The 23,977-nt window shown below is 72.6% G+C and carries 25 protein-coding genes; 18 read left to right on the top strand and 7 right to left on the bottom strand.

Annotated features, from left to right (window positions below; translation table 11 throughout):
* Positions 1–6: 6 nt before the first annotated feature.
* Both pspAB and htpX read right to left on the bottom strand, forming a co-directional pair.
* Entirely contained in the window at positions 7–591 is a 585-nt protein-coding gene (pspAB, locus tag ABT015_RS10010; RefSeq protein WP_350878220.1) for a PspA-associated protein PspAB, read from the bottom strand.
* 70 nt (positions 592–661) lie between these two features.
* Positions 662–1,582: a zinc metalloprotease HtpX gene (htpX, locus tag ABT015_RS10005; protein ID WP_350878219.1), complete on the bottom strand. Its 921-nt coding sequence runs from the start codon at positions 1,580–1,582 to the stop codon at positions 662–664.
* Between the two features lie 263 nt (positions 1,583–1,845).
* On the opposite strand from htpX, the gene hrcA reads away from it, so the two are divergent.
* From hrcA to era, 14 genes are all read left to right on the top strand, one after another.
* Positions 1,846–2,880, top strand: a complete 1,035-nt coding sequence (gene hrcA / locus ABT015_RS10000; protein WP_063347523.1) for a heat-inducible transcriptional repressor HrcA — start codon at positions 1,846–1,848, stop codon at positions 2,878–2,880.
* A gap of 76 nt (positions 2,881–2,956) precedes the next feature.
* On the top strand, positions 2,957–4,096 hold the full coding sequence (gene dnaJ, locus ABT015_RS09995) for a molecular chaperone DnaJ (RefSeq protein WP_350878218.1): 1,140 nt from the start codon (positions 2,957–2,959) through the stop codon (positions 4,094–4,096).
* Between the two features lie 95 nt (positions 4,097–4,191).
* Complete coding sequence (locus ABT015_RS09990) at positions 4,192–4,941, top strand: 16S rRNA (uracil(1498)-N(3))-methyltransferase (protein ID WP_350878217.1); 750 nt, start codon at positions 4,192–4,194, stop codon at positions 4,939–4,941.
* A 70-nt stretch (positions 4,942–5,011) separates the two neighbouring features.
* The gene (locus ABT015_RS09985; RefSeq protein WP_350878215.1) at positions 5,012–8,248 is read left to right on the top strand and encodes a S41 family peptidase; all 3,237 of its coding nucleotides are present in this window, start codon (positions 5,012–5,014) and stop codon (positions 8,246–8,248) included.
* A 117-nt stretch (positions 8,249–8,365) separates the two neighbouring features.
* The gene (locus ABT015_RS09980) at positions 8,366–8,719 is read left to right on the top strand and encodes a histidine triad nucleotide-binding protein (RefSeq protein WP_350878214.1); all 354 of its coding nucleotides are present in this window, start codon (positions 8,366–8,368) and stop codon (positions 8,717–8,719) included.
* Positions 8,720–8,724: 5 nt separating this feature from the next.
* Positions 8,725–9,648 (top strand): ribonuclease Z, encoded by a 924-nt coding sequence (locus tag ABT015_RS09975; RefSeq protein ID WP_350878213.1) that lies wholly within the window; start codon positions 8,725–8,727, stop codon positions 9,646–9,648.
* A 176-nt stretch (positions 9,649–9,824) separates the two neighbouring features.
* On the top strand, positions 9,825–10,943 hold the full coding sequence (locus tag ABT015_RS09970; RefSeq protein ID WP_402446227.1) for a PhoH family protein: 1,119 nt from the start codon (positions 9,825–9,827) through the stop codon (positions 10,941–10,943).
* Positions 10,944–10,957: 14 nt separating this feature from the next.
* Complete coding sequence (gene ybeY / locus ABT015_RS09965) at positions 10,958–11,452, top strand: rRNA maturation RNase YbeY (RefSeq protein ID WP_063347517.1); 495 nt, start codon at positions 10,958–10,960, stop codon at positions 11,450–11,452.
* A gap of 19 nt (positions 11,453–11,471) precedes the next feature.
* Positions 11,472–12,797, top strand: a complete 1,326-nt coding sequence (locus ABT015_RS09960; RefSeq protein WP_350878212.1) for a hemolysin family protein — start codon at positions 11,472–11,474, stop codon at positions 12,795–12,797.
* A 33-nt stretch (positions 12,798–12,830) separates the two neighbouring features.
* On the top strand, positions 12,831–13,067 hold the full coding sequence (locus tag ABT015_RS09955; RefSeq protein WP_063351092.1) for a hypothetical protein: 237 nt from the start codon (positions 12,831–12,833) through the stop codon (positions 13,065–13,067).
* Positions 13,068–13,111: 44 nt separating this feature from the next.
* Positions 13,112–13,657, top strand: coding sequence for a DUF4383 domain-containing protein (locus ABT015_RS09950; protein WP_350878211.1), 546 nt, complete (start codon positions 13,112–13,114; stop codon positions 13,655–13,657).
* Between the two features lie 31 nt (positions 13,658–13,688).
* Entirely contained in the window at positions 13,689–14,042 is a 354-nt protein-coding gene (locus ABT015_RS09945; protein WP_063351091.1) for a cytidine deaminase-like protein, read from the top strand.
* 141 nt (positions 14,043–14,183) lie between these two features.
* Complete coding sequence (locus ABT015_RS09940) at positions 14,184–14,342, top strand: hypothetical protein (protein WP_350878210.1); 159 nt, start codon at positions 14,184–14,186, stop codon at positions 14,340–14,342.
* A 59-nt stretch (positions 14,343–14,401) separates the two neighbouring features.
* Positions 14,402–15,331, top strand: coding sequence for a GTPase Era (gene era, locus ABT015_RS09935; RefSeq protein ID WP_063347514.1), 930 nt, complete (start codon positions 14,402–14,404; stop codon positions 15,329–15,331).
* 101 nt (positions 15,332–15,432) lie between these two features.
* On the opposite strand, the gene ABT015_RS09930 is transcribed toward era, so the two are convergent.
* Together ABT015_RS09930 and ABT015_RS09925 are read right to left on the bottom strand one after the other, a co-directional pair.
* On the bottom strand, positions 15,433–15,699 hold the full coding sequence (locus tag ABT015_RS09930; RefSeq protein ID WP_063351090.1) for a protealysin inhibitor emfourin: 267 nt from the start codon (positions 15,697–15,699) through the stop codon (positions 15,433–15,435).
* A 134-nt stretch (positions 15,700–15,833) separates the two neighbouring features.
* The gene (locus ABT015_RS09925; protein WP_350878209.1) at positions 15,834–16,856 is read right to left on the bottom strand and encodes a M4 family metallopeptidase; all 1,023 of its coding nucleotides are present in this window, start codon (positions 16,854–16,856) and stop codon (positions 15,834–15,836) included.
* Positions 16,857–17,186: 330 nt separating this feature from the next.
* Between ABT015_RS09925 and leuA the strand changes: the two genes are divergently transcribed.
* From leuA to ABT015_RS09905, 4 genes are all read left to right on the top strand, one after another.
* A complete protein-coding gene (gene leuA, locus ABT015_RS09920) occupies positions 17,187–18,983 on the top strand; it encodes a 2-isopropylmalate synthase (protein WP_350878208.1) in 1,797 nt (598 codons plus the stop codon).
* 360 nt (positions 18,984–19,343) lie between these two features.
* Positions 19,344–19,886, top strand: coding sequence for a TerB family tellurite resistance protein (locus tag ABT015_RS09915; RefSeq protein ID WP_350878207.1), 543 nt, complete (start codon positions 19,344–19,346; stop codon positions 19,884–19,886).
* A gap of 241 nt (positions 19,887–20,127) precedes the next feature.
* Positions 20,128–20,874: a DNA repair protein RecO gene (gene recO / locus ABT015_RS09910; RefSeq protein WP_063347510.1), complete on the top strand. Its 747-nt coding sequence runs from the start codon at positions 20,128–20,130 to the stop codon at positions 20,872–20,874.
* 4 nt (positions 20,875–20,878) lie between these two features.
* Positions 20,879–21,718, top strand: coding sequence for an isoprenyl transferase (locus ABT015_RS09905; protein ID WP_063347509.1), 840 nt, complete (start codon positions 20,879–20,881; stop codon positions 21,716–21,718).
* A gap of 65 nt (positions 21,719–21,783) precedes the next feature.
* Here ABT015_RS09905 and ABT015_RS09900 read toward each other — a convergent pair whose 3' ends face one another.
* Genes ABT015_RS09900 through ABT015_RS09890 form a run of 3 tightly spaced genes read right to left on the bottom strand, consistent with a single transcriptional unit; the run spans position 21,784 to position 23,974 of the window.
* On the bottom strand, positions 21,784–22,194 hold the full coding sequence (locus ABT015_RS09900; protein WP_350878206.1) for a Fur family transcriptional regulator: 411 nt from the start codon (positions 22,192–22,194) through the stop codon (positions 21,784–21,786).
* A 35-nt stretch (positions 22,195–22,229) separates the two neighbouring features.
* Positions 22,230–23,213 carry a metal ABC transporter permease gene (locus ABT015_RS09895; RefSeq protein ID WP_350878205.1) on the bottom strand — a complete coding sequence of 328 codons (984 nt, stop codon included), beginning with the start codon at positions 23,211–23,213 and terminating at the stop codon, positions 22,230–22,232.
* Positions 23,210–23,974, bottom strand: coding sequence for a metal ABC transporter ATP-binding protein (locus tag ABT015_RS09890; protein WP_350878204.1), 765 nt, complete (start codon positions 23,972–23,974; stop codon positions 23,210–23,212). The genes ABT015_RS09895 and ABT015_RS09890 overlap by 4 nt, the downstream gene beginning before the upstream one ends.
* Between the last annotated feature and the right edge of the window lie 3 nt (positions 23,975–23,977).

Genomic DNA, 23,977 nt, shown 5'->3' with positions numbered 1-23,977 from the left:
GGACCGTCAGAGGCCCGGCGCGCCCCAGACCGGGAACCAGCGGCTGAGGTCCTTCTCCAGCCGGAGGTCGTTCCCGAGCATCGCGTTGACCTGGAGCTCCAGCGGGCTGTTGCGCCGCTCCCCGCCGCCGGGCATCGGGGCGAAGGGGTAGAAGGTGCCGCGCTTGTAGAGGTAGACCAGGGCCAGCGACTGCCCGTCCGGGTTGCGGAAGCCGACCAGCGAGCAGAGCAGCTGCGGTCCGAAGCCGTTCGCCTCCAGCTCGCTGTTGACCGCGTGCAGGTCGTTGACCAGGTCCGGCAGTTCCTCGGGGGTGTGCCGGGCGAGCAGCCAGGAGTAGCCGTAGCCGTCCTTGGAGGCCTCCACCGGGACGCCGCCGCGCTCGGTGTCGGCGTCGAGCAGCGCCCGCACCTGCTGTTCGACCTGGCCGAAGGCCGCGCCCTCGACGGCGGCGAAGCAGACCGAGCCGAGCCCGGTGGGGGTGAACCCGGCCGCGGCCTCCAGGGTGAGGGCGGCGGACGGGACGCCGAACAGCTGGTCGAGGTCGGGCTTGACGGGCTTGGTGCGCCCGAACAGGGTGTCCAGGATTCCCACGGCGGTCCTTTCGGAGGAGGGAGTCGGGAGGAGTCGGGAGGGCCGCAGGAGGGCGGCTGGGGCCGGGGCCTCAGCGGCCGAGCTGCTCGGAGATCTTCGCCAGCTCCGCGAGCCGCTTCTCCAGCGTCGGGTGGGTGGAGAACAGCTGCGAGGCGGTCTCCCGGGCGCTCAGCGCGGGGGCGAAGTAGAAGGCGTTGTAGGGCTGCGCCTGGCGCAGGTCCTTGCTGGGGATGGCGGCGATCTGGCCGGTGACCTTGGTGAGCGCGGAGGCGAGGGCGCTGGGCCGGCCGGTGAGCTGGGCGGCGGCGCGGTCGGCGGCGAGTTCCCGGTAGCGGGACAGGAGCCGGGTGAGCAGGAAGCTGATGGCGTAGACGAGCATCGACACCAGCGGGATGACCAGGGCGACGATGGCCGCGTTCTGGTCGTTGTTGTTGCGGTTGCCGCCCATGAACCCGCCGTACATGGCGATCCGGGTCATGGCCCCGGCGAGGACGCCGAGGAAGCCGGCGATGGTCATCACCGCGACGTCCCGGTGGGCGACGTGGGACAGCTCGTGGGCGAGGACGCCCTCCAGTTCCTCGGGTTCCAGTCGGCGCAGCAGGCCGGTGGTGACGCACACCACGGCGTTCTGCGGGTTGCGGCCGGTGGCGAAGGCGTTCGGCATGTCGTTGTCGGCGACCGCCACCCGGGGTTTGGGCATGTCGGCCAGCGCGCAGAGCCGGTCGATGGTGCCGTGCAGTTGCGGGTACTGCTCAGGGGTCACCTGGTGGGCGCCCATCGCCCGTTCGGTGATCTTGTCGCTGAACCAGAACTGGGCCACGAACAGCCCGCCGGAGATCAGGACGATCAGTGGCCAGGCGCCGCGCAGCAGCACGATCAGCAGACCGGTGAAACCGACGTACAGCAGCCCGATCACGAACATGGTCACGACCATGCGGCCGGTCAGGCCGCGGTCGGGCGCGAAACGGGTGTGCTGGCCCGAGCTCGACATCGCTTGCTCCTCCATTCGCCGTCGTCTTCGATGCTGCCACCCGGACGGCCCCGCGGCACCACCCCCGCGCCGGGAACTGCGGGCAGGATCACTCCGGCCGGGCCGTTCCTGCCGTTGGGCCCGGGCCTTACACTGGCAGGTACGGTTTTGGCACTCACAGGTTCAGAGTGCCAAAGCGGGTGCCGGAGCCGGGATCCTCCCGGAGCGGGCAGCAGCATGCGTGACACGAACGGACAACGTGCGAAGACGGAGGTGTGTGCCCCATGGCCGGTGAGGTTCGCCAGCTGGACGACCGCAAGCTCGCCGTGCTCCGCGCGATCGTCCAGGACTACGTGGGCACCGAGGAGCCGGTCGGCTCCAAGGCCCTGGTGGAGCGGCACAACCTCGGAGTCTCCCCGGCGACCGTGCGCAACGACATGGCGGCGCTGGAGGAGGAGGGCTACATCCACCAGCCGCACACCAGCGCCGGGCGCATCCCCACCGACAAGGGGTACCGCCTGTTCGTCGACAAGCTCGCCGAGGTCAAGCCGATGAGCGCCCCCGAGCGCCGGGCGATCCGGCACTTCCTGGACGGCGCCGTCGACCTGGACGACGTGGTCATGCGGACGGTGCGGCTGCTCGCCCAGCTCACCCGGCAGGTCGCGGTGGTGCAGTACCCCTCGCTGTCGCGGTCCACCGTCCGGCACATCGAGCTGGTGGCGCTGGCCCCGACCAAGGTGATGCTGGTCCTGATCACCAACACCGGCCGGGTCGAGCAGCGGATGGTCGACTGCCCGGGCCCGGTCGGCGAGACGGTCCTGGCGGACCTGCGGGCCCGGATCAACGCGCGGGCCGTCGGCCAGCGGCTGCCGGACGTGCCGGGGTTCCTGGAGGAGCTCCCGGCGGGTTTCGAGCCGCCGGACCGCCCGACCGTCAGCACGGTCCTGGCGACGCTGTTCGAAGCGCTCGCCGAGCAGAACGAGGAGCGGATCATGCTGGCCGGCACGGCCAACCTGACCCGCTTCGGGCACGACTTCCCCCTGACCATCCAGCCGGTGCTGGAAGCCCTGGAGGAGCAGGTCGTCCTGCTCCGCCTCCTGGGTGAGACGGCGGACGCCGCGATGACGGTCCGGATCGGGCGGGAGATCGCCTACGAGGGGCTGAATTCCACCTCGGTGGTGTCGGTCGGTTACGGTTCGGGCGACGAGAGCGTGGCCAAACTGGGTGTGATCGGTCCGACCCGGATGGACTATCCGGGCACAATGGGGGCGGTGCGTGCGGTGGCGCGGTACGTGGGCCAGATCCTGGCCGAGTCGTAGCACAGGCCGCCGTCGGAACCTCTGACGGCGGTGTCCAGTCGCAGCACTACTACAGGCGGAACAAGCGGAGCATTTGGTGGCCACGGACTACTACGCGGTACTCGGCGTCCGACGGGATGCGGGGCAGGACGAGATCAAGAAGGCCTTCCGGCGCCTGGCACGCGAACTGCACCCGGACGTCAACCCGGACCCGAAGACGCAGGAGCGGTTCAAGGAGATCAACGCCGCTTACGAGGTGCTCTCCGACCCGCAGAAGCGCCAGGTCTACGACCTCGGCGGTGACCCGCTCTCGCCGGGCGGCGGGGGCGCGGGCGGCTTCGGCGCGGGCGCGGCCGGATTCGGCTTCTCCGACATCATGGACGCCTTCTTCGGCGCCGCGGCCGGCCAGCGCGGCCCGCGCTCGCGCACCCGGCGCGGCCAGGACGCCATGATCCGGCTGGAGATCACCCTGGAGGAGGCCGCCTTCGGCACCACCAAGGAACTCCAGGTCGACACCGCCGTCACCTGCACCACGTGCAGCGGCGAGGGCGCGGCCCCCGGCACCTCCGCGCAGACCTGCGACATGTGTCGCGGCAGGGGCGAGGTCTCCCAGGTCACCCGGTCGTTCCTGGGCCAGGTCATGACCTCCCGGCCCTGCCCGCAGTGCCAGGGCTTCGGCACCGTCGTGCCGACCCCGTGCCCGGAGTGCGCCGGCGACGGCCGGGTCCGCGCCCGGCGCACCCTGACCGTCAAGATCCCGGCCGGTGTCGACAACGGCACCCGGATCCAGCTGGCCGGCGAGGGCGAGGTCGGCCCCGGCGGCGGCCCGGCCGGCGACCTGTACGTCGAGATCGCCGAGACCACCCACACCGTCTTCCAGCGGCGCGGGGACGACCTGCACTGCACCGTCACCATCCCGATGACGGCCGCGTCCCTCGGCACCCAGGTGCCGCTGCAGACCCTGGACGGGCTGGAGGAGGTCGACATCCGGCCCGGCACCCAGTCCGGCCAGTCGATCCCGCTGCACGGCCGCGGCATCACGCACCTGCGCGGCGGCGGCCGGGGCGACCTGATAGTGCATGTCGAGGTGCAGACGCCCACCAAGCTCGACCCCGAGCAGGAGGAGCTGCTGCGCCGGCTCGCGGTGCTGCGCGGCGAGGAGCGGCCGTCCGGCCAGTTCGCGCCGGGCCAGCAGGGCCTGTTCTCGCGCCTCAAGGACGCGTTCAACGGCCGCTAGGCCCTAGGCCCTGGCCGTCCGCGCGGGGGTGCCGGGTTCGCCCGGCGCCCCTTTCGCGTTCCCGATCCGCCCCACCCCCCCCGGAGGTTCCCCGCATGACCGCCCCCGTCTTCGTCGTCGAGACCGAGCGGATCGCCGCCGCCGCGCCCGGTTCCGTGGTGCGCCTCGACGGGCCGGAGGGGCGGCACGCGGCCGCGGTGAAGCGGCTGGCGGCCGGCGAGGCGGTGACCCTCGCCGACGGGCTGGGCCTCGGGGTGGACGGGACGGTCGCCGCGGTGCTCGGCAAGGACGCGATCGATGTCACGGTGGCCGCCGTCCGCCGGGAGCCCGAGCCGGCGCCGCGGATCGTCGTCGTCCAGGCGCTGCCCAAGGGCGACCGCGGCGAGCTCGCGGTGGAGACCATGACCGAGGTCGGCGTGGACGTGATCGTCCCGTGGGCCGCCTCGCGCTGCATCACGCAGTGGAAGGGTGAGCGGGGCGCCAAGGCGCTCGCCAAGTGGCGGGCCACCGCCCGGGAGGCCGGCAAGCAGTCCCGCCGGCTGCGCTTCCCCGAGGTGCGCGAGCCGGCGACCACCCGGCAGCTGGCGCCGCTGCTGGCCGGGGCCGCCTTCGCCGCCGTGCTGCACGAGGAGGGCGCCGAGCCGCTGGCGCTGGCCGCGCTGCCCGCGGCCGGGGACGTGGTGCTGGTGGTCGGCCCGGAGGGCGGGGTCTCCCCGGAGGAGCTGGCCGCGTTCGCCGAGGCGGGCGCCGGGCCGTACCGGCTGGGCCCCTCGGTGCTGCGCACCTCCACCGCCGGGGTGGCCGCCGGCGCCCTGCTGCTGGGGCGCACCGGCCGCTGGTCGTAGCCCGCGCCCGTGCGGTCGGAGTCTGCCCGAACCGGCCCGCGCGGTACGCGCACGTGCCTACGCTGACCGCGTGACGGAACCCCTGAGCACCTCTGCGGGCGCCTACCTGCGCCACCCCCATCTGCACGGCGACCTGGTCACCTTCGTCGCCGAGGACGACGTCTGGCTGGCCCCGCTGGACGGTGGCCGGGCCTGGCGGCTGACGGCCGATCACCTGCCCGTCCGGCACCCCCGGTTCGCCCCCGACGGGCGGCACATCGCCTTCACCTCCACCCGGGACGGCGCGCCCGAGGTGCACGTGGTGCCGGTGGACGGCGGGCCGTCCCGGCGGCTCACCCACTGGGGCAGCGAGCAGACCGAGGTGCGGGGCTGGACGGCCGACGGGCGCCCGATCGCCCTCACCACCGCCGGCGAGGCGACCCTGCGCCGCAGCTGGGCGCACGCCGTGCCGCTGGACGGCGGCGAGCCGGTGCGGCTGCCGTACGGGCCGGTCGGCGGGCTCGCCTTCGAGCCGGGCGGCGACCGCGTGCTGCTGGGTACCGTCAACAACCGCGAGCCGGCCTGGTGGAAGCGCTACCGGGGCGGCCGGGCGGGCAAGTTGTGGATCGGGCGGGACGAATTCGTCCGCGTCCACGAGGAGTTGGACGGCCAGCTCGACTCGCCGCTGTGGGTGGGGGACCGGATCGCCTTCCTCTCCGACCACGAGGGCGTCGGCGAGCTCTACTCCAGCCTCCCGGACGGCTCCGACCTGCGCCGCCACACCACCGACCCGGACGGCTTCTACGCCCGCAACGCCGGCACCGACGGCACCCGGGCGGTGTTCCACCGGGCCGGCGACGTCTGGCTGCTGGACGACCTGGCGGGAGCCGCGCCCCGCCGCCTCGACATCCGGCTGGCCGGCCCGCGCAGCGGCCGCCGCCCCCGCCCGGTGCACGCCGCGCACTGGCTGGAGTCCGCCGCCCCCGACCGCACCGGCCGGGCCGGCGCCGTGGTGGTGCGCGGCGACGTGCACTGGCTGACCCACCGCGAGGGCCCGGCCAGGGTGCTGGACGAGACCCCGGGGGTGCGCGGGCGGCTGGCCCGGGTGGTGCCGGGCGAGGACGACGCCCAGGGCGTGCTGTGGGTGTCCGACGCCGAGGGCGAGGACGCCCTGGAGTTCGCCCCCGACGCCCAGGGCGCCGAGCGCCGCCGGCTGGCCGCCGGGCGGATCGGCCGGGTCAACTCCCTGGCGGTGTCCCCGGACGGCAAGCAGGCCGCGCTCGGCGTGCACGACGGCCGGGTCCTGCTGGTCGCGCTCGCCGACGGCACCGTGCACGAGCTGGACCGCAGCGCCGACGGCGAGGTCAGCGGGCTGGCCTTCAGCCCGGACTCGGCCTGGCTGGCCTGGTCGCGGCCGGTGCACCGGCTGGGCCCGTACTCGCTGCGCCAGATCGTGCTGGCCAACCTGGCGACCCGGACGGTCGGCGAGGTCACCCAGGAGCGCTTCATCGACACCTCGCCGGCCTTCACCGCGGACGGCCGCTACCTGGCGTTCCTGTCGGTGCGCAACCTCGACCCGGTCTACGACTCGCACGTCTTCGACCTGTCGTTCCCCAACGGCTGCCGCCCGTACCTGATCACGCTGGCCGCCGACACGCCGTCCCCGTTCGGGCCGCAGCGGGCCGGGCGCCCGCTCGGCGGGGAGGAGGACGAACCGCGCGGCAGGAGGGCGGACGGCGAGGAGGCCGCCGGCGACGCCGCGCCGGCGACCAGGGTCGACCTGGACGGCATCGCGGACCGGATCGTCCCGTTCCCGGTCGAGGGCGGCCGGTTCGACGCGCTCAGGGCCGCCAAGGACGGCGTGCTGTGGACCCGCGCCCCGCTGCTCGGCGAACTCGGCGACGCGGCGGCCTCGCCCGAGGACGAGCGGCCCCGGCCGGTGCTGGAGCGCTTCGACCTGAGGAAGCGCCGCGTCGAGCAACTGGTGCACGGCGTGGACGGCTTCGCGGTCAGCGGGGACGGCACCCGGGTGGCCGTGCTGGACGGGAGCGAGCTGCGGATCGTCCCGGCCGAGCACAAGGCGGGCGGCGAGGACGACGAGGTGGGCGTCGACCTGGCCCGGCTGCGGGTCACCGTCGACCCGGCCGCCGAGTGGCGGCAGATGTACGCCGAGAACGGCCGCCTGATGCGGGACAACTTCTGGCGCCCCGACCTCGGCGGCGTCGACTGGGCCGGCGTGCTGGACCGCTACCGGCCGCTCGTGGAACGCCTCGGCTCGCACGACGACCTGGTCGACCTGCTCTGGGAGGTGCACGGCGAACTCGGCACCTCGCACGCCTACGTCGTCCCGTACGGCCGGTACACCGAGCCGGCCCGGCGCCAGGGCCTGCTCGGCGCGGACCTCGCCAAGGACGGCGACCGGTGGCGGATCGCCCGCATCCTGCCCGGCGAGTCCTCCGACCCCCGGGCCCGCTCGCCGCTGGCCGCACCCGGCGCCGCGATCCGCCCGGGCGACGCGGTCCTCGCCGTCAACGGCCGCCCGGTGGACCCGGTCACCGGCCCGGCCCCGCTGCTGGCCGGCACCGCCGGGCAACCGGTCGAGCTGACCGTGGCCGGCAAGGACGGCACCGACCAGCGCCACCCGGTGGTCGTCCCGATCGCCGACGAGGAGCCGCTGCGCTACCACGACTGGGTGGCCGGGCGGCGGGCCGCGGTGCGCGAGCTGTCCGGTGGCCGGCTCGGCTACCTGCACATCCCCGACATGCAGTCCGCCGGCTGGGCCCAGATCCACCGCGACCTGGCCGTGGAACTGGCCAGGGACGGCGTGATCGTCGACGTCCGGGAGAACCGCGGCGGCCACACCTCGCAGCTGGTGATCGAGAAGCTCGCCCGACGGATCGTCGGCTGGAACGCCATCCGGGACACCGACCACCCGGTGCCCTACCCCCTCGACGCCCCGCGCGGGCCGGTCGTCGCGCTCGCCAACGAGTTCTCCGGCTCGGACGGCGACGTCGTCAACGCCGTCATCCAGACGCTCGGCATCGGCCCGGTGGTCGGCACCCGCACCTGGGGCGGGGTGATCGGCATCGACAGCCGCTACCACCTGGTCGACGGCACCCTGGTCACCCAGCCCAAGTACGCGTACTGGCTGGAGAACTACGGCTGGGGCGTGGAGAACCACGGCGTCGACCCGGACGTCGAGGTGCCGATGGCCCCGCACCAGTGGGCCGCCGGCGAGGACCCGCAGCTGGCCGAGGGCGTCCGGATCGCCCTCGCCGCGCTCGCCGCGGCCCCGCCCCGCACGGCCCCGCCGATGCCCTGGGCGTAGGGCGCGCCCCCGCCGCCCGGCGGGCGGGAGAGCGGCCGAACGGGAGGTCGGCCGGGCCGACTTCCCGCTAGGCTGCGCCCGTACGGCCCAGACCAGACACGAACCGAGGAGAAGCCGATGGCCGGCGAGCCGCAGCCCGACTGCCTGTTCTGCAAGATCGTTGCGGGCGAGATCCCGGCGACCGTGGTGCGCAAGACCGAGCGCGTCCTCGCCTTCCGCGACATCGCCCCCAAGGCACCGCTGCACGTCCTGGTCATCCCGCACGTCCACTACCCGAACGCCGCCGCGCTGGCCGCCGCCGAGCCGGAGATCGCCGGTGAACTCCTCGCCGAGGCGGGCGCGGTGGCCAGGGACGAGGGCGTCGAGGACTACCGGCTGATCTTCAACACCGGCGCCGGCGCCGGTCAGACGATCTTCCACGCCCACGTCCACGTGCTCGGCGGCAAGCCGATGACCGAGAACATGGTCTGACCTACGTGTCACAGCGCGAACTCGTCGTCCTCGGCACCGCCAGCCAGGTGCCCACCCGGCACCGCAACCACAACGGCTACCTGCTCCGCTGGGACGGCGAGGGCCTGCTGTTCGACCCCGGCGAGGGCACCCAGCGGCAGATGCTGCTGGCCGGCGTCTCGGCCACCCAGATCACCCGGATCGCCGTGACGCACTTCCACGGCGACCACTGCCTGGGCCTCGCCGGGGTGATCCAGCGGATCAACCTGGACCGCGTCCCCCACCCGGTGGACGTCTACTTCCCGGCCTCCGGCGAGGTCTACTTCGAGCGGCTGCGGCACGCCACCGCCTACCACGAGACGGCCGTCCTGCGGCCCCGGCCGATCGACGAGCCGGGCCCGCTGCCCGCGCCCGGTGCCCGCTTCGCGCTGGACGCCGTGCGGCTGTCCCACCCCGTGGAGTCCTTCGGCTACCGGCTGTCCGAGCCGGACGGCCGCCGCCTGGTGCCCGAACGCCTCGCCGCGCTGGGCGTCTTCGGCCCCGCGGTCGGCCGCCTCCAGCACGAGGGGGCGATCGAGGCGGACGGCCGGCGGGTCACCCTGGAGGAGGTCAGCGAGCCCCGGCCGGGCCAGCGCTTCGCCTTCGTGATGGACACCCGGCTGTGCGACGGCGTGTACGAACTCGCCGAGGGCGCCGACCTGCTGGTCGTCGAGTCGACCTTCACCGACGCCGACGCCCGGCTCGCCGAGGAGCACGGCCACCTCACCGCCGGGCAGGCGGCCAAGGCCGCCGCCGAGGCCGGCGCGCGCACCCTGGTGCTGACCCACTTCTCCCAGCGCTACCCGGACCTCGGCCAGCACCTGGCCGACGCCCGCAAGCACTTCGACGGCGAGCTGGTGCTCGCCGCCGATCTCGCCCGGGTGCCCGTCCCCGTCCGGCGCCAGCCGTGAACCCGGCCCGCACCGCGTGAAAAGCGCTCGCGCCGCCCCCCGATCTGCCGCAGCATCGTCGGGTGCGGCCCCGCCGCCCGCCGCGGCGACCACGTGCGCGGCGTACCCTGGTGCCCCGGAGAGACCGATCGGCACACGACACCACGGATGGGATGAGGCAGGCCCAGCGCCGACCTATGAGTGACACATCGCAGACCCGTACGAACGGACAGTCGCGCCCCGAACCGGCCGACGACGGTCGCGTCAGCGCCCGGATCGTCATCCCCGAGAAGCACCCGATGGTCACCCTGCTCGGCACGGCGGACTCGCTGCTGCGCGTGATCGAGCAGGGCTTCCCCGCCGCCGACATCCACGTCCGCGGCAACGAGGTGACCGCCACCGGAGTGCGCGCCGAGGTCGCCCTCGTGCAGCGGCTCTTCACCGAGATGATGCTGGTGCTGCGCACCGGCCAGCCCTTGACGGAGGATTCCGTGGAGCGCTCCATCGCCATGCTCCGCGGTGCCGCGGAGAACCCGGACAGCCCGGCGCCGTCCCAGGTGTTCACCGCGAACATCCTGTCCAACCGGGGCCGCACGATCCGCCCCAAGACCCTCAACCAGCAGCGCTACGTCGACGCGATCGACAAGCACACGATCGTCTTCGGCCTCGGCCCGGCCGGCACCGGCAAGACCTACCTCGCGATGGCCAAGGCCGTCCAGGCCCTCCAGGCCAAGGAGGTCAACCGGATCATCCTGACCCGTCCGGCCGTCGAGGCGGGGGAGCGGCTGGGCTTCCTGCCCGGCACCCTCTACGAGAAGATCGACCCGTACCTGCGCCCGCTGTACGACGCACTGCACGACATGATGGACCCGGACTCCATCCCGCGCCTGATGGCGGCCGGCACCATCGAGGTCGCGCCGCTGGCCTACATGCGCGGCCGCACCCTCAACGACGCCTTCATCATCCTGGACGAGGCCCAGAACACCTCGCCCGAGCAGATGAAGATGTTCCTCACCCGCCTCGGTTTCAACTCCCGGGTGGTGGTCACCGGCGACACCAGCCAGATCGACCTCCCGGGCGGCACCCGCAGCGGCCTCAAGGTCGTCCAGGACATCCTGGCCGACGTGCCCGACATCCACTTCTCCGTCCTCACCAGCACCGACGTGGTCCGCCACAAGCTGGTCGGCCGGATCGTGGACGCCTACGAACGCTGGGACGCCAAGCAGGAGGCCGAGGAGAACCCCTCGCCCGCCCGCAAGCCGGCCCAGCGGCGCGGCTCCCGCGCACCCCGCCAGTCCCATCGCACCGAAAGCTGAGTACGCAGCCCGTCATGTCGATCGACATCGCCAACGAGTCCGGTTGGGACGCCGATGAGGAAGCCATCCTCGACGTCGCCCGCTTCGCCCTGGACAAGATGCGGATCCACCCGCAGTCCGAACTGTCCGTGATCCTGGTGGACGGAGCGGCGATGGAGGAGCTGCACATCCAGTGGATGGACCTCCCCGGCCCCACCGACGTGATGTCCTTCCCGATGGACGAGCTGCGCCCCGGCAAGGAGGGCGAGGAACTGCCGCAGGGCCTGCTCGGCGACATCGTGCTCTGCCCTGAGGTCGCCGAGCAGCAGGGCAAGGCGGCCCCCTCCAAGCACTCGATGGACGAGGAGCTCCAACTGCTCACCGTCCACGGGGTGCTGCACGTCCTCGGGTACGACCACGAGGAGCCCGAGGAGGAGGAGGAGATGTTCGCCCTCCAGAAGCGCATCCTGGACGACTGGCGGGCGGGCCGGGGCCTCGGTGGTCTCTCCCCGGCCCCCACCACCCACTGAGCGCGGAGCCCGAACCCCTGTGAGTGGTGAAAGTACGAGCTTCATCCTCGGTGCCGTGCTCCTCGTCGTGCTCGGCTGGCTGGCCGCGTGCGCCGAGGCGGGCATCTCCCGGGTCTCCCGGTTCCGGGCGGAGGAGGCCGTGCGGGCCGGGCGGCGCGGCTCGGTCCGGCTGCTGACCGTCGCCTCCGACCCGATCCGCTACCTCAACCTGGCGACCCTGATCCGGGTGGCCAGCGAGATGGCGGCGGCCGTCCTGGTCACCGTGGTGTGCGTGCGCAACGTGGAGCCGGTCTGGCAGGCCGTGCTGCTGGCGTTCGGCGTGATGGTGCTGGTGTCCTTCGTCGCGGTGGGGGTCTCGCCGCGCACGATCGGGCGCCAGCACCCGCTCACCACCGCGACCGCCGCCTCCTTCGTGCTGCTGCCGCTGGCCGCGGTGCTCGGCCCGATCCCGCGGCTGCTGATCCTGCTCGGCAACGCGCTGACCCCGGGCAAGGGCTACCGGGAGGGGCCGTTCGCCTCCGAGGCCGAACTGCGGGCGCTGGTCGACCTCGCCGAGAAGGACGACCTGATCGAGGACGAGGAGCGCCGGATGGTGCACTCCGTCTTCGAGCTGGGCGACACCATCGTCCGCGAGGTGATGGTGCCGCGCACCGACCTGGTGATGATCGAGCGGCACAAGACCGTCCGGCAGGCGCTCACCCTGGCGCTGCGCTCGGGCTTCTCGCGGATCCCCGTGGTCGGGGACAGCGAGGACGACGTGGTCGGCATCGTCTACCTGAAGGACCTGGTCCGGCGCACCCACATCAACCGGGAGGCGGAGTCCGAGGAGGTCGGCGCGGTGATGCGCCCGGCCGTCTTCGTACCGGACTCCAAGCCGGCCGGCGACCTGCTGCGCGAGATGCAGCAGCGCCGCTCGCACGTGGCGATCGTGATCGACGAGTACGGCGGCACGGCCGGCCTGGTCACCATCGAGGACGTCCTGGAGGAGATCGTCGGCGAGATCACCGACGAGTACGACCGGGAGATCGCGCCGGTGGAGGACCTCGGCGACGGCTCGTACCGGATCACCGCCCGGCTGCTGGTGGAGGACCTGGGCGAGTTGTTCGGCATCGAGCTGGAGGACGAGGACGTCGAGACCGTCGGCGGCCTGCTGGCCAAGCACCTCGGCCGGGTGCCGATCCCCGGCTCGGCCTGCGAGATCCCGCTGCCCGAGCCCGCCGGCACCGGGCTGACCGGCATCCTGCTGACCGCCGAGTCCTCGGCCGGGCGCCGCAACCGGATCGGCTCGATGGTCGCGACCCCGGTCCGCAAGGCCGCGGAGGCCGGGGCGGAGCCCGGCGAGTAGCGGTCGCGCCCCGGCGGAGCGACCATGGACAGCATGACGCATCAACTTCGCGCGGAGTACGGCCCGCAGGGTGCGACCGGCGGGGTCAAGGTCTGGCACGTGGTGCGCGACGGCGACCCCGCGACGGCGCTCTGCGGCCGCAGCCTGGCCGACGACGCCGAGACGCGGCCCGAGCAGGAGTGGGGCACCGGGCTGCGCTGCTGCCAGCAGTGCGGTTCGCTCTACATGCACGAGGTGCCGCACATGCAGGGGAGCCATCCCTACAGCTAGGCCGGCGTGGCCGGCAGGCCGGCCAGGCCATGGTGGAGGTCACCATGAAGCTGCAAGACGAACTGCCCGTGAACAGCCGGCTCGCCACGGTGTGGCGGATCGGGGCGGGGCTCGGGGGGATCTTCCTGATCGTGTTCGGGTGCCTGGGGCTGGCCGACCACCCGGGCTTCCTGGCCACCCACGGTGACCGGATCGCCGGGCTGTCGACCAACGGGGCGCTGAGCATCCTGTCCATCGTGGCGGGCGCGATCCTGGTGGCGGGGGCGGTGATCGGCGGCAACTTCGCGTCCAACCTGAACATGGTGGTCGGCGTGCTGTTCGTCCTGTCCGGCTTCTACGGCCTGGCGGTGCTCGGGCGGCCGGACGCCAACATCCTGAACTTCCGGATGTCGAACGTGCTGTTCGCCTTCATCTTCGGGGTGATCCTGACGACCTTCGGGATGTACGGCCGGGTGAGCAGTCACCTGCCGCACGACAATCCGTTCTGGCGCGAGCGCACGGAGCACGAGACGGCGAGGCCGTCCGGGCCGAAGACCTTCGTCAAGGTCCTCAATCCGAACCCCGGTCCGACCCACCCGGTCGGCCACTGAGCGGCCGCGGGGGCCGCCTATGCTCGGCGGCATGAGTGACATCGTCGAGCTCGACCCCGAAGACAAGAAGATCATCACCCTGGCCCGCTCGGCCCGCGCCCGCAACGGCGTCGCCGAGGGGGCCGCGGTGCGTGACGAGACCGGCCGGACGTACGTGGCCGGGACGGTCGCGCTGGAGTCGCTCCGGCTGAGCGCGCTGCAGACGGCGGTGGCGATGGCGGTGGCCAGCGGCGCGAAGTCGCTGGAGGCGGCGGCCGTGGTGAGCGAGGCGGAGCAGCCGGCCGAGGCCGACCTGGCGGCCGTCCGGGATCTCGGCGGGGCCGGGACGCCCGTGCTGCTGGCCGGTGTGGACGGGACGCTGCGGGTGGCGGCCGAGGCCCGCTGAGGGCTGCCGGGGCCTGCTGGGGCCCGCCGGGGGTCTGCTGGGGCCCGCTGCGGCGGGGGATGGCGGCGGCCTGGCGAACACCTGCCCGAACCGAGCCGATAGTCTCACCGGGGGAGTGAACTCGGTGAGGGGGCTGGGCACATGGGGGCGGTGGCGTTCTTCGCCGGGCTGCTGCTGTTCGTGATGGGGATGGGCAAATGGCAGGAGACCGGCTCGCCGTACTGGCTCTGGGGTTCGATCGCCTTCCTGGTGCTGCTGGTGGTGATGTCGGTGGTCTCGCGGGGCGGTCGCAAGGGCTGATCGGGCGATGCGGACGGGCCCGGACAGCGCGACTCCGGTGATCAGGGAGAATGGAGCACATGAGTGCCCCTTCCTCCTCGTACCGCTCCGGCTTCGCGTGCTTCGTCGGCCGACCCAACGCGGGCAAGTCGACCCTGACCAACGCTCTGGTGGGGACGAAGGTCGCGATCACCTCCGACCGCCCGCAGACCACCCGGCACACCGTGCGCGGCATCGTGCACCGCCCGGACTCCCAGCTCGTCCTGGTCGACACCCCCGGCCTGCACAAGCCGCGCACCCTGCTCGGCGAGCGCCTCAACGACCTGGTCCGCAGCACCTGGGCCGAGGTCGACGTGATCGGCTTCTGCCTGCCCGCCGACCAGAAGCTCGGCCCCGGCGACAAGTTCATCGCCAAGGAACTCGCCGAGGTCAAGAAGACCCCCAAGGTCGCCATCGTCACCAAGACCGACCTGGTCGACTCCAAGCGGCTCGCCGAGCAGCTGATCGCCATCCACCAGCTCGGTGAGGAACTGGGCATCGAGTGGGCCGAGATCATCCCGGTCTCGGCCGTCGGCGACAAGCAGGTGGAACTGGTCGGCGACCTGATCACCAAGCTGCTGCCGGAGGGCATGCCGCTCTACCCGGACGGCGACCTCACCGACGAGCCCGAGCAGATCATGGTCGCGGAGCTGATCCGCGAGGCCGCCCTGGAGGGCGTCCGGGACGAGCTGCCGCACTCGCTGGCCGTCGTGGTCGAGGAGATGCTCCCGCGCGAGGGCCGCCCGGCGGACCGCCCGCTGCTGGACATCCACGCCAACGTCTACATCGAGCGGCAGAGCCAGAAGGCGATCGTCATCGGCGCCAAGGGCGCGCGGCTCAAGCACGTCGGCACCACCGCCCGCAAGCACATCGAGGCACTGCTCGGCACGCCGGTCTTCCTGGACCTGCACGTCAAGGTGGCCAAGGACTGGCAGCGCGACCCGAAGCAGCTGCGCAAGCTCGGTTTCTGAGCCCTGGTTCCCAGCGAAGGCCCGCCCCGGATCTGTCGATCGGGCGGGCCTTCGGCGTGTCCGGGGGCCGGCGGAGCGGGATCAAGCGGGGTCGGGCAGGATCAAGCGCCCTCGCGCAGGACCAGCGACACCAGTTCGCGCTGCGAGTCGGTGAGCTTCGGGTCGGCGCAGTAGACCGTCCGGCCGTCGACGGTGATCTCGTAGTGGAAGCCGTCCGGCACCCCGTACGAGGGCGCCCGCAGCCCGCCCGCGACGGCCTCGCGGGCGAGCGCGTGGACGTGCGGGGCGTCCGTGCGGTCGACGGTGTCGAGTTCCGCATGGCGGACGATCCCCGCGAAGCCGCCGGTCCGGGTCACCTGGATACGCATGGTGTCCATGGTGCTACCAGGGGAGGGAGTTTGCCGGTCTTTTCCCGGACCGTGACCTTAAGCGCGGCTCAACCCGGTCTCAACCGGTCCTCGATCGGGGCCGTCGTCGGGGCCGTCGTCGAGGTCTGAGGGGTTCAGCCGGGGCTGACGCCCACCTGCGCCCAGGAGGCCGTCACGGTGTCCGCCACCGAGGACTGGCCGGGGTAGCGGGCCTTGGCGGCGGCCACGGTGGCCCGGGCGAAGGCGGTGAAGTCGGCGTCGGCGGCCAACTGGCCGCCGGTCAGGGCGTCGTACCAGATCCGCCCGGCGCGGTCCCAGGCCTGGCCGCCGAGGGCGGTGGCCAGCAGGTAGAACGCGTGGTTGGGGATGCCGGAGTTGATGTGCACGCCGCCGTTGTCGTCGGTGGTGTCCACGTAGTCCCGCATGTGCGCGGGCTGCGGGTCCTTGCCGAGCTTGGGGTCGTCGTAGGCGGTGCCGGGGGCCTTCATCGAGCGCAGCGCCACGCCCTGGATGCCGGGGGCGAGCAGGCCGGCGCCGATCAGCCAGTCGGCGTGGGCGGCGTCCTGGCCCAGCGAGTACTGCTTGACCAGCGAGCCGAAGACGTCGGAGACCGACTCGTTGAGTGCGCCGGGCTGGTCCTGGTACTGCAGGCCGGCGGTGAACTGGGTGACGCCGTGGGTGAGTTCGTGGCCGATGACGTCGACGCAGGCGGTGAAGTCGCCGAAGATCTCGCCGTCGCCGTCGCCGAAGACCATCTGGTGGCCGTTCCAGAAGGCGTTGTCGTAGTCCTGGCCGTAGTGCACGGTGGCGTCCAGGCGCAGCCCCCGGTTGTCGATCGAGCGGCGGCCGAAGACGGTGGCGTACAGGGCGAAGGTGTCGCCGAGGCCGTCGTAGGCGTGGTTGACGGACTGGTCGGCGACCGGGGCCTGGCCCTCGGTGCGGACGGTGCGGCCGGGCAGCCGCTGGCTGTGGGCGGTGTCGGCGATCAGCCGGCTGGGGGTCGGGCCGGTGCTGACGGGCGGGGCGGGGGCGAGGCGGGCCGCGCGGTGCGCGGTGTCGAGCAGGAGGGAGCGGACGGCGGGCTCGTGACCGGCCTCGGCGAGGCGGTCCAGGACGTACGGCGGGACGATCGCACAGATCGGAACTGCTGCAGTCATGTGGCCCAGGGTGAGGCCTCGATGACCGGTTGTCACCACTCTCGGCGTGACCGGTCGGTGTCTCAAGGGGTGGAACGGTGGCCCGGATCACTTCGGGGGCGCGCGCCCCTGGGTTACGCTGGGGCCATCATGCGCAACGGGCTGCTTCTTCTTAGCTGCCGCGTCGAGGGCCTGTAGTCCACAGGGCCGGCTCCCTCGCCGCGGGGATCGAGCTGTGCGCGTCATCCGGCGATCCAACGGAGGATCGCGAGCGGCAGCTGCCGGCCAGTCGGTGTTGACCACCCCGACCCGCCCCCGCACCACGCATCACAGGAAGCCGAGAGTCATTCCATGACCGAGCAGAGCTCCGCCGCGCCCATCCCCGCCGGTCGCGCCTTCGTCGACCGCCCCACCCCGATCACCGCCGCGTCCGTTCGCCAGCTGCCCTCCGGCATGCGGTACGGGCGCTACCTGCCGTTCGACACCGTCGACCTGCCGGACCGCACCTGGCCGAGCAAGGTGATCACCAAGGCGCCGCGCTGGCTCTCCACCGACCTGCGGGACGGCAACCAGGCGCTGATCGACCCGATGTCCCCGGCCCGCAAGCGCAAGATGTTCGACCTGCTGGTCGCGATGGGCTACAAGGAGATCGAGGTCGGCTTCCCGTCCTCCGGTGCCACCGACCACGCCTTCGTGCGGTCGCTGATCGAGGAGGGGGCGATCCCCGAGGACGTCACCATCTCGGTGCTGACGCAGGCCCGCGAGGAGCTGATCGAGAAGACCGTCGAGTCGCTGGTCGGCGCCCCGCGCGCGACGGTCCACCTGTACAACGCGACGGCGCCGCTGTTCCGCCGGGTGGTGTTCCGCAACGACCGGGCCGCCACCAAGGCGATCGCCACCGACGGCACCCGGCTGGTGATGGAGTACGCCGAGAAGCTGCTGGGCGAGGAGACCGTCTTCGGCTACCAGTACTCGCCGGAGATCTTCGTGGACACCGAGCTGGACTTCGCGCTGGAGGTCTGCGAGGCGGTCATGGACGTCTGGCAGCCGGGCGAGGGCCGCGAGATCATCCTGAACCTGCCGGCCACCATCGAGCGGGCCACCCCGAACGTGCAGGCCGACCAGTTCGAGTGGATGTCGCGCAACCTGTCGCGCCGCGAGTTCGTCTGCCTGTCGGTGCACCCGCACAACGACCGCGGCACCGCCGTCGCCTCCGCCGAACTGGCCTACATGGCGGGCGCGGACCGCATCGAGGGCTGCCTGTTCGGCCAGGGCGAGCGGACGGGCAACGTCGACCTGGTGACCCTGGGCATGAACCTGTTCTCGCAGGGCATCGACCCGCAGATCGACTTCTCCGACATCGACGAGGTGCGCCGCACCGCCGAGTACTGCAACCAGATGGAGGTGCACCCGCGCCACCCGTACGCCGGCGACCTGGTGTACACCTCCTTCTCCGGTTCGCACCAGGACGCCATCAAGAAGGGCTTCGACGCCCTGGAGGCGGACGCCGCGGCGGCGGGTGTCCCGGTGGGGGAGCACACCTGGGGCGTGCCGTACCTGCCGATCGACCCGAAGGACGTCGGCCGCACCTACGAGGCGGTCATCCGGGTCAACAGCCAGTCCGGCAAGGGCGGTGTGGCGTACGTCCTGAAGAACGACCACAAGCTGGACCTGCCGCGCCGGATGCAGATCGAGTTCTCCCGGATCATCCAGGCCAAGACCGACGCCGAGGGCGGCGAGGTCACCCCGGCCGAGATCTGGCGGGTCTTCGAGGACGAGTACCTGCCGACCCCGGACAACCCGTGGGGCCGGATCTCGCTGAGCGGTTCGCGCACCCTGACCACCGAGGACGGCCGGGACGCGCTGATCGCCGGCGCGCTGGTCGACTCGGTACCGGTGACGCTGACCGGTGTCGGCAACGGTCCGGTCTCCGCCTTCACGGACGCGCTGGCCCGGATCGGCCTGGACGTCCGCGTCCTGGACTACGCCGAGCACGCGCTGAGCGAGGGCGGCGACGCCCAGGCCGCCGCGTACGTCGAGTGCGCGGTGGACGGCAAGGTGCTGTGGGGCGTCGGCATCGACGGCAACACCGTGCTGGCCTCGCTGAAGGCGATCATCAGCGCCGTCAACCGGGCACAGCGCGGGTAGTTCGTACGAGTGATATGTGGCGGGGCCGTCCTCCGGGGCGGCCCTTCGCCGCGCCTGGGGCCAGTTGTGTCCTGCGCCACATTTTTTCGGGTCGGAAGCCGTTCGAGGTACTGACACGTGCCGGTAACCATGGCAACATCGATCCACCGGAAAGCCGGGTCGGTGGGACGGCCTCGGTGTCCGGTCGCGTGACCTGCCCATTGTTGTGCAGGCCGTCTGCCATGTCTGGGGAGTGGCGCCGTGACCAGGTTGTGGGGTGTTCGCCCGCGGTGGCGGACTGACGTTCTCGGTGACTTCTTCTGTCCGGGCTGTGGCGGGGACCGCAACTACCGCCGGCAGCACGGTCGGCGGTGGCTGCGGTTGCTGGGGACCCCGGTGGCCCCGCTCGGCCCGGTGATCGGCAGCGTGCAGTGCACCAGCTGCCACGGCCGCTACGGCGTCGAGAGCCTGGAACAGCCCACCTCCGTACGGCTCGGCGCGATGCTGCGGGATGCGCAGTACACCATCGCGCTCGCCCTGCTCGCGGCCGGCGGCACCGCGCACCGCGCGGCCCGCGAGGCGGCCTGCACGGCGGTCCGCGAGGCCGGGTTCGAGGACTGCGGCGAGGCCCAGGTGCTGGCCGCGCTCGCCGCGCTGTCCGGGCTCGGCGGCGAACTCTACGACGCCCACGGGATGGCCGGCGGCCTGGCCGTGGAACTGCACGCGGTGCTCGAACCGCTCGCCCCGCACCTGGCCCACCAGGGCCGGGAGCGGCTGCTGCTGCAGGGCGCGGCGATCGCCCTGTCCGACGGGCGCTACCTGCCGCAGGAGCGCGAGGCGCTGGCCGCGGTCGGGCGCTGTCTGGATCTACCGCAGTCGCGGGTCGGGGCGCTGCTGGAGGCGGCGACCAGGGCTCCGTACTAGGCCTTCTCCGCAGTAACCGGACCTCCTCCGCAGTACCGGACCTCCTCCGCAGTACCGGGCCCGCTCCGCGGTGCCGGGCCTGCCGCGCAACCCCCGAGCCATCTCCGATCCCCCACAGAACGGGCCCGAAATCCCCCTCCGGGCCCGCCGTGACCCGCACCGCTCGGTCCTCCCCCACGGACTCGGTGCGGGCAACACGGCTGTCGGCGGCCGGGGCGCGCCGTGGGGGAGAATGGCTCCCATGAGTCTTTTCCGGGACGACGGCGTCGTGCTGCGGGCGCAGAAGCTCGGCGAGGCCGATCGGATCATCACCCTGCTGACCCGGCACCACGGCAAGGTGCGGGCGGTGGCGCGCGGGGTGCGCAAGACCAAGTCCAAGTTCGGCGCCCGTCTGGAGCCGTTCTCGCACGTGGACGTGCAGTTCTTCAGCCGGGGGAGTGAGCTGATCGGACGCGGGTTGCCGCTGTGCACCCAGGTGGAGACGATCGCGCCGTACGGCGGTTCGATCGTCACCGACTACGGCCGCTACACCGCCGGGACGGCGATGCTGGAGACGGCCGAGCGGTTCGCCGAGAACGAGGGCGAACCGGCCGTCCAGCAGTACCTGCTGCTGGTGGGCGCCCTGCGCACGCTGGCGGCCGGGCTGCACGAGTCGCACCTGGTGATGGACGCCTTCCTGCTGCGCTCGCTCGCGGTGAACGGGTACGGCGCGAGCTTCACGGACTGCGCCAAATGCGGGCTGGAGGGGCCGAACCGCTTCTTCTCCCTTCCCGCGGGCGGGGTCCTCTGCCCGGACTGCCGAGTGCCCGGATGTGCCGTACCCTCCCCTGAGACGCTGGTACTGCTCGGGGCGCTGCTGTCAGGGGACTGGCAGACGGCCGATTCCTGCGAGCCGAGGTACTGGCGGGAGGGCAGCGGCCTGGTCGCGGCCTATCTGCAGTGGCATTTGGAGCGGGGCATCCGCTCGATGAGATACGTGGAGAAGTGAGCACATGGCAGCGCGACGGCTCTTCGGCGGCGGCAAGCAGAGGGAGTACCTCCCCCCGACCCCGCACCCCAGCGGCGCACAGCCCCCGAAGATTCCCGGCGAGCTGGTCCCCGAACACGTCGCCATCGTGATGGACGGCAACGGCCGCTGGGCCAAGGAGCGTGGACTGCCCCGCACCGAGGGCCACAAGGTCGGCGAGTCGGTCGTGCTGGACGTCCTCAAGGGCGCGATCGAGCTCGGCGTGAAGAACATCTCGCTGTACGCGTTCTCCACCGAGAACTGGAAGCGCTCGCCCGACGAGGTGAAGTTCCTGATGAACTTCAACCGGGACGTCATCCACCGCCGCCGCGACGAGATGGACGCGATGGGCGTGCGGGTCCGCTGGGCGGGCCGGATGCCGAAGCTGTGGAAGAGCGTCGTCCAGGAGCTCCAGGTCGCCGAGGAGCAGACCAAGGACAACGACGCCGTCACGCTCTACATGTGCGTCAACTACGGTGGCCGGGCCGAACTCGCGGACGCCGCGGCGGCCCTCGCGGCCGACGTCGCCGCCGGGAAGCTGGACCCGAAGAAGGTCAACGAGAAGACCCTCGCCAAGTACATGTACCACCCGGACATGCCGGACGTGGACCTGTTCCTGCGCCCCAGCGGCGAGCAGCGGACCTCCAACTTCCTGCTCTGGCAGTCCGCGTACGCCGAGTTCGTGTTCCAGGACGTGCTCTGGCCGGACTTCGACCGCCGCGACCTGTGGCGCGCCTGCGAGCAGTACGCGCGGCGCGACCGCCGCTTCGGCGGGGCGATCCCGAACGAGGTGCCCGAGGCGCTGGACCTGCCCACCCAGCGCTGACGGTACGGCGAAGGGCCCGTGGGAATCGCTCCCACGGGCCCTTCGCCGTACCGCCGCTCCGCTGCTCAGGCCTTCTTGGCGCACTCCGCGCAGGTGCCGAAGATCTCCAGGGTGTGCGCGATGTCGCTGAACCCGTGCTCCGCGGCGACCGCGTTGGCCCAGCGCTCCACCGCCGGGCCCTCCACCTCGACGGTGGCGCCGCAGTGCCGGCACACCAGGTGGTGGTGGTGCCCGCTGCTGCACCGGCGGTAGACGGCCTCGCCGTCGGCGGTGCGCAGCACGTCCACCTCGCCGGCGTCGGCGAGCGACTGGAGGGTGCGGTAGACCGTGGTCAGACCGACGGAGTCCCCGCGGTGCTTGAGCATGTCGTGGAGCTCCTGCGCGCTGCGGAAGTCCTCGATCTCGTCCAGGGCCGCCGAGACGGCGGCACGTTGCCGGGTCGAGCGGGCGCGCGGCGACGGGCCTGCGGTGGTCACCGTGGGTCCTCCTGGGGTGGTGGGCGTCTCGCACCTCATTGTGCCAGCCCCGCCCCCCGCTCCGGAGTGATCGCGTCGGAGGAACCGCGGCCCGGGATCTGCCCCGGGATCTGCCCCGGGACCTGATCCGGGGATTGACCCGGGGATTGTTCCGGCAGGGCGACGTCGCAGACCTTCGGTCCGGGGTCCGTGACGCCCCTGCGGTGGCGCCGCCGGGCGAGCGGCGCGGCGAGCAGGCTGAACACCGCGAAGACCGCGATGGCGAGCAGCACGATGGCCGGGCCGGAGGGCACGTTGAGGTGGTAGGAGCCGGTGACGCCGGCCAGCGAGACCACCACGCCGAGCGCGATCGAGGCCGCCTGGGTGGCGGCGAACGACCGGGTGAGCTGCTGGGCGGCGACCACCGGGACCACCATCAGGGCGCTGACCAGCAGCAGTCCGACCACCCGCATCGCGACGGTGACGGTGACGGCGGCCATCACCGCGAGCAGCAGGTTGAGCGTGCGCACCGGCAGGCCGGTGACCCGGGCGAAGTCCTCGTCCTGGCAGATCGCGAAGAGCTGTCGGCGCAGGCCGATGGTGACCGCGACGACCACCGCGCCGAGCACCGCGATGGTGATCAGGTCGGTCGGGGCGACGGTGAGGATGGAGCCCCACAGGTAGCTCTCCAGCGAGCCGGCGCCGGCCTGGGCGGAGAGCGAGACGAGCAGCTTGCCGCAGGCCATGCCGCCGTAGAAGAGCATCGCCAGGGCGATGTCGCCGCGCTGGTTGCCGCGCGAGCGGACGAGTTCCATCGTGACGGCGCCGAGCACGCAGACCAGCACGGCCATCCAGACCGGGCTGGTCTGGAAGATGAAGCCGAGGCCGACGCCGGTCATCGCGACGTGTCCCATGCCGTCGCCCATCAGGGCCTGCCGGCGCTGCACCAGGTAGATGCCGACGGCCGGGGCGGTGATCCCGACCAGGACGGCGGCGAGCAGGGCGCGCTGCATGAAGTCGTAGGAGAGCATCTCGGTCATGCCAGCAGCCTCGGCGGGGTGTGGTCGGCGTGCGGGTGGACGTGGTCGTGGCCGGGCAGCGCGTGCAGGCCGGTGTTGGGCACGGGCGGGCCGTCGTGCGCGACGCAGCCGTCCCGCAGCACCACGGCGCGGTCGATCAGCGGTTCCAGCGGCCCGAGTTCGTGCAGCACGAGGAGGACGGCGGCGCCGCGGGCGACCTCGGCGCGCAGGGTGTCGGCGAGCACCTGCTGGCTGGCGGCGTCCACGCCGGCCATCGGCTCGTCCATGATCAGCAGGTCGGGGGTGCCGACCAGGGCGCGGGCGATCAGCACCCGCTGCTGCTGGCCGCCGGACAGGTCGGCGACGCCGTCCCCGGCGCGCTCCAGCATGCCGACGGCGGCGAGCGCGCGGTCCACCGCCGCGCGGTCCCGGCGGCGGAACGGCAGCAGCCGGTGCTGCGGCAGCCGTCCGGTGGAGACCACTTCGCGCACGGTGGCCGGCACGCCGGAGGCGGCGGTGGTGCGCTGCGGGACGTACCCGATCCGGTGCCAGGCGCGGAAGCCGGCGTACGGGATGCCGAACAGCTCCAGCGTGCCCTGCCCCAGCGGGACGGAGCCGATCACGGCCTTGACGGTGGTGGACTTGCCGGAGCCGTTGGCGCCGAGCAGGGCGACCACCTCGCCGGGCTGGACGGTGAGGTCGACGCCGCGCAGCACCGGCCGACCGCCGCGCGAGGCGACGGCGTCGCGGAGGCGGACGGCCGGGGGTATCGGGTGGGTCATGGT

The organism is Kitasatospora sp. NPDC094016 (assembly GCF_040304045.1).
Taxonomy (GTDB): Bacteria; Actinomycetota; Actinomycetes; order Streptomycetales; family Streptomycetaceae; genus Kitasatospora.
Note: the sequence above shows the minus strand (reverse complement) of the source record. Positions and strands in the feature narration are given on the sequence as shown.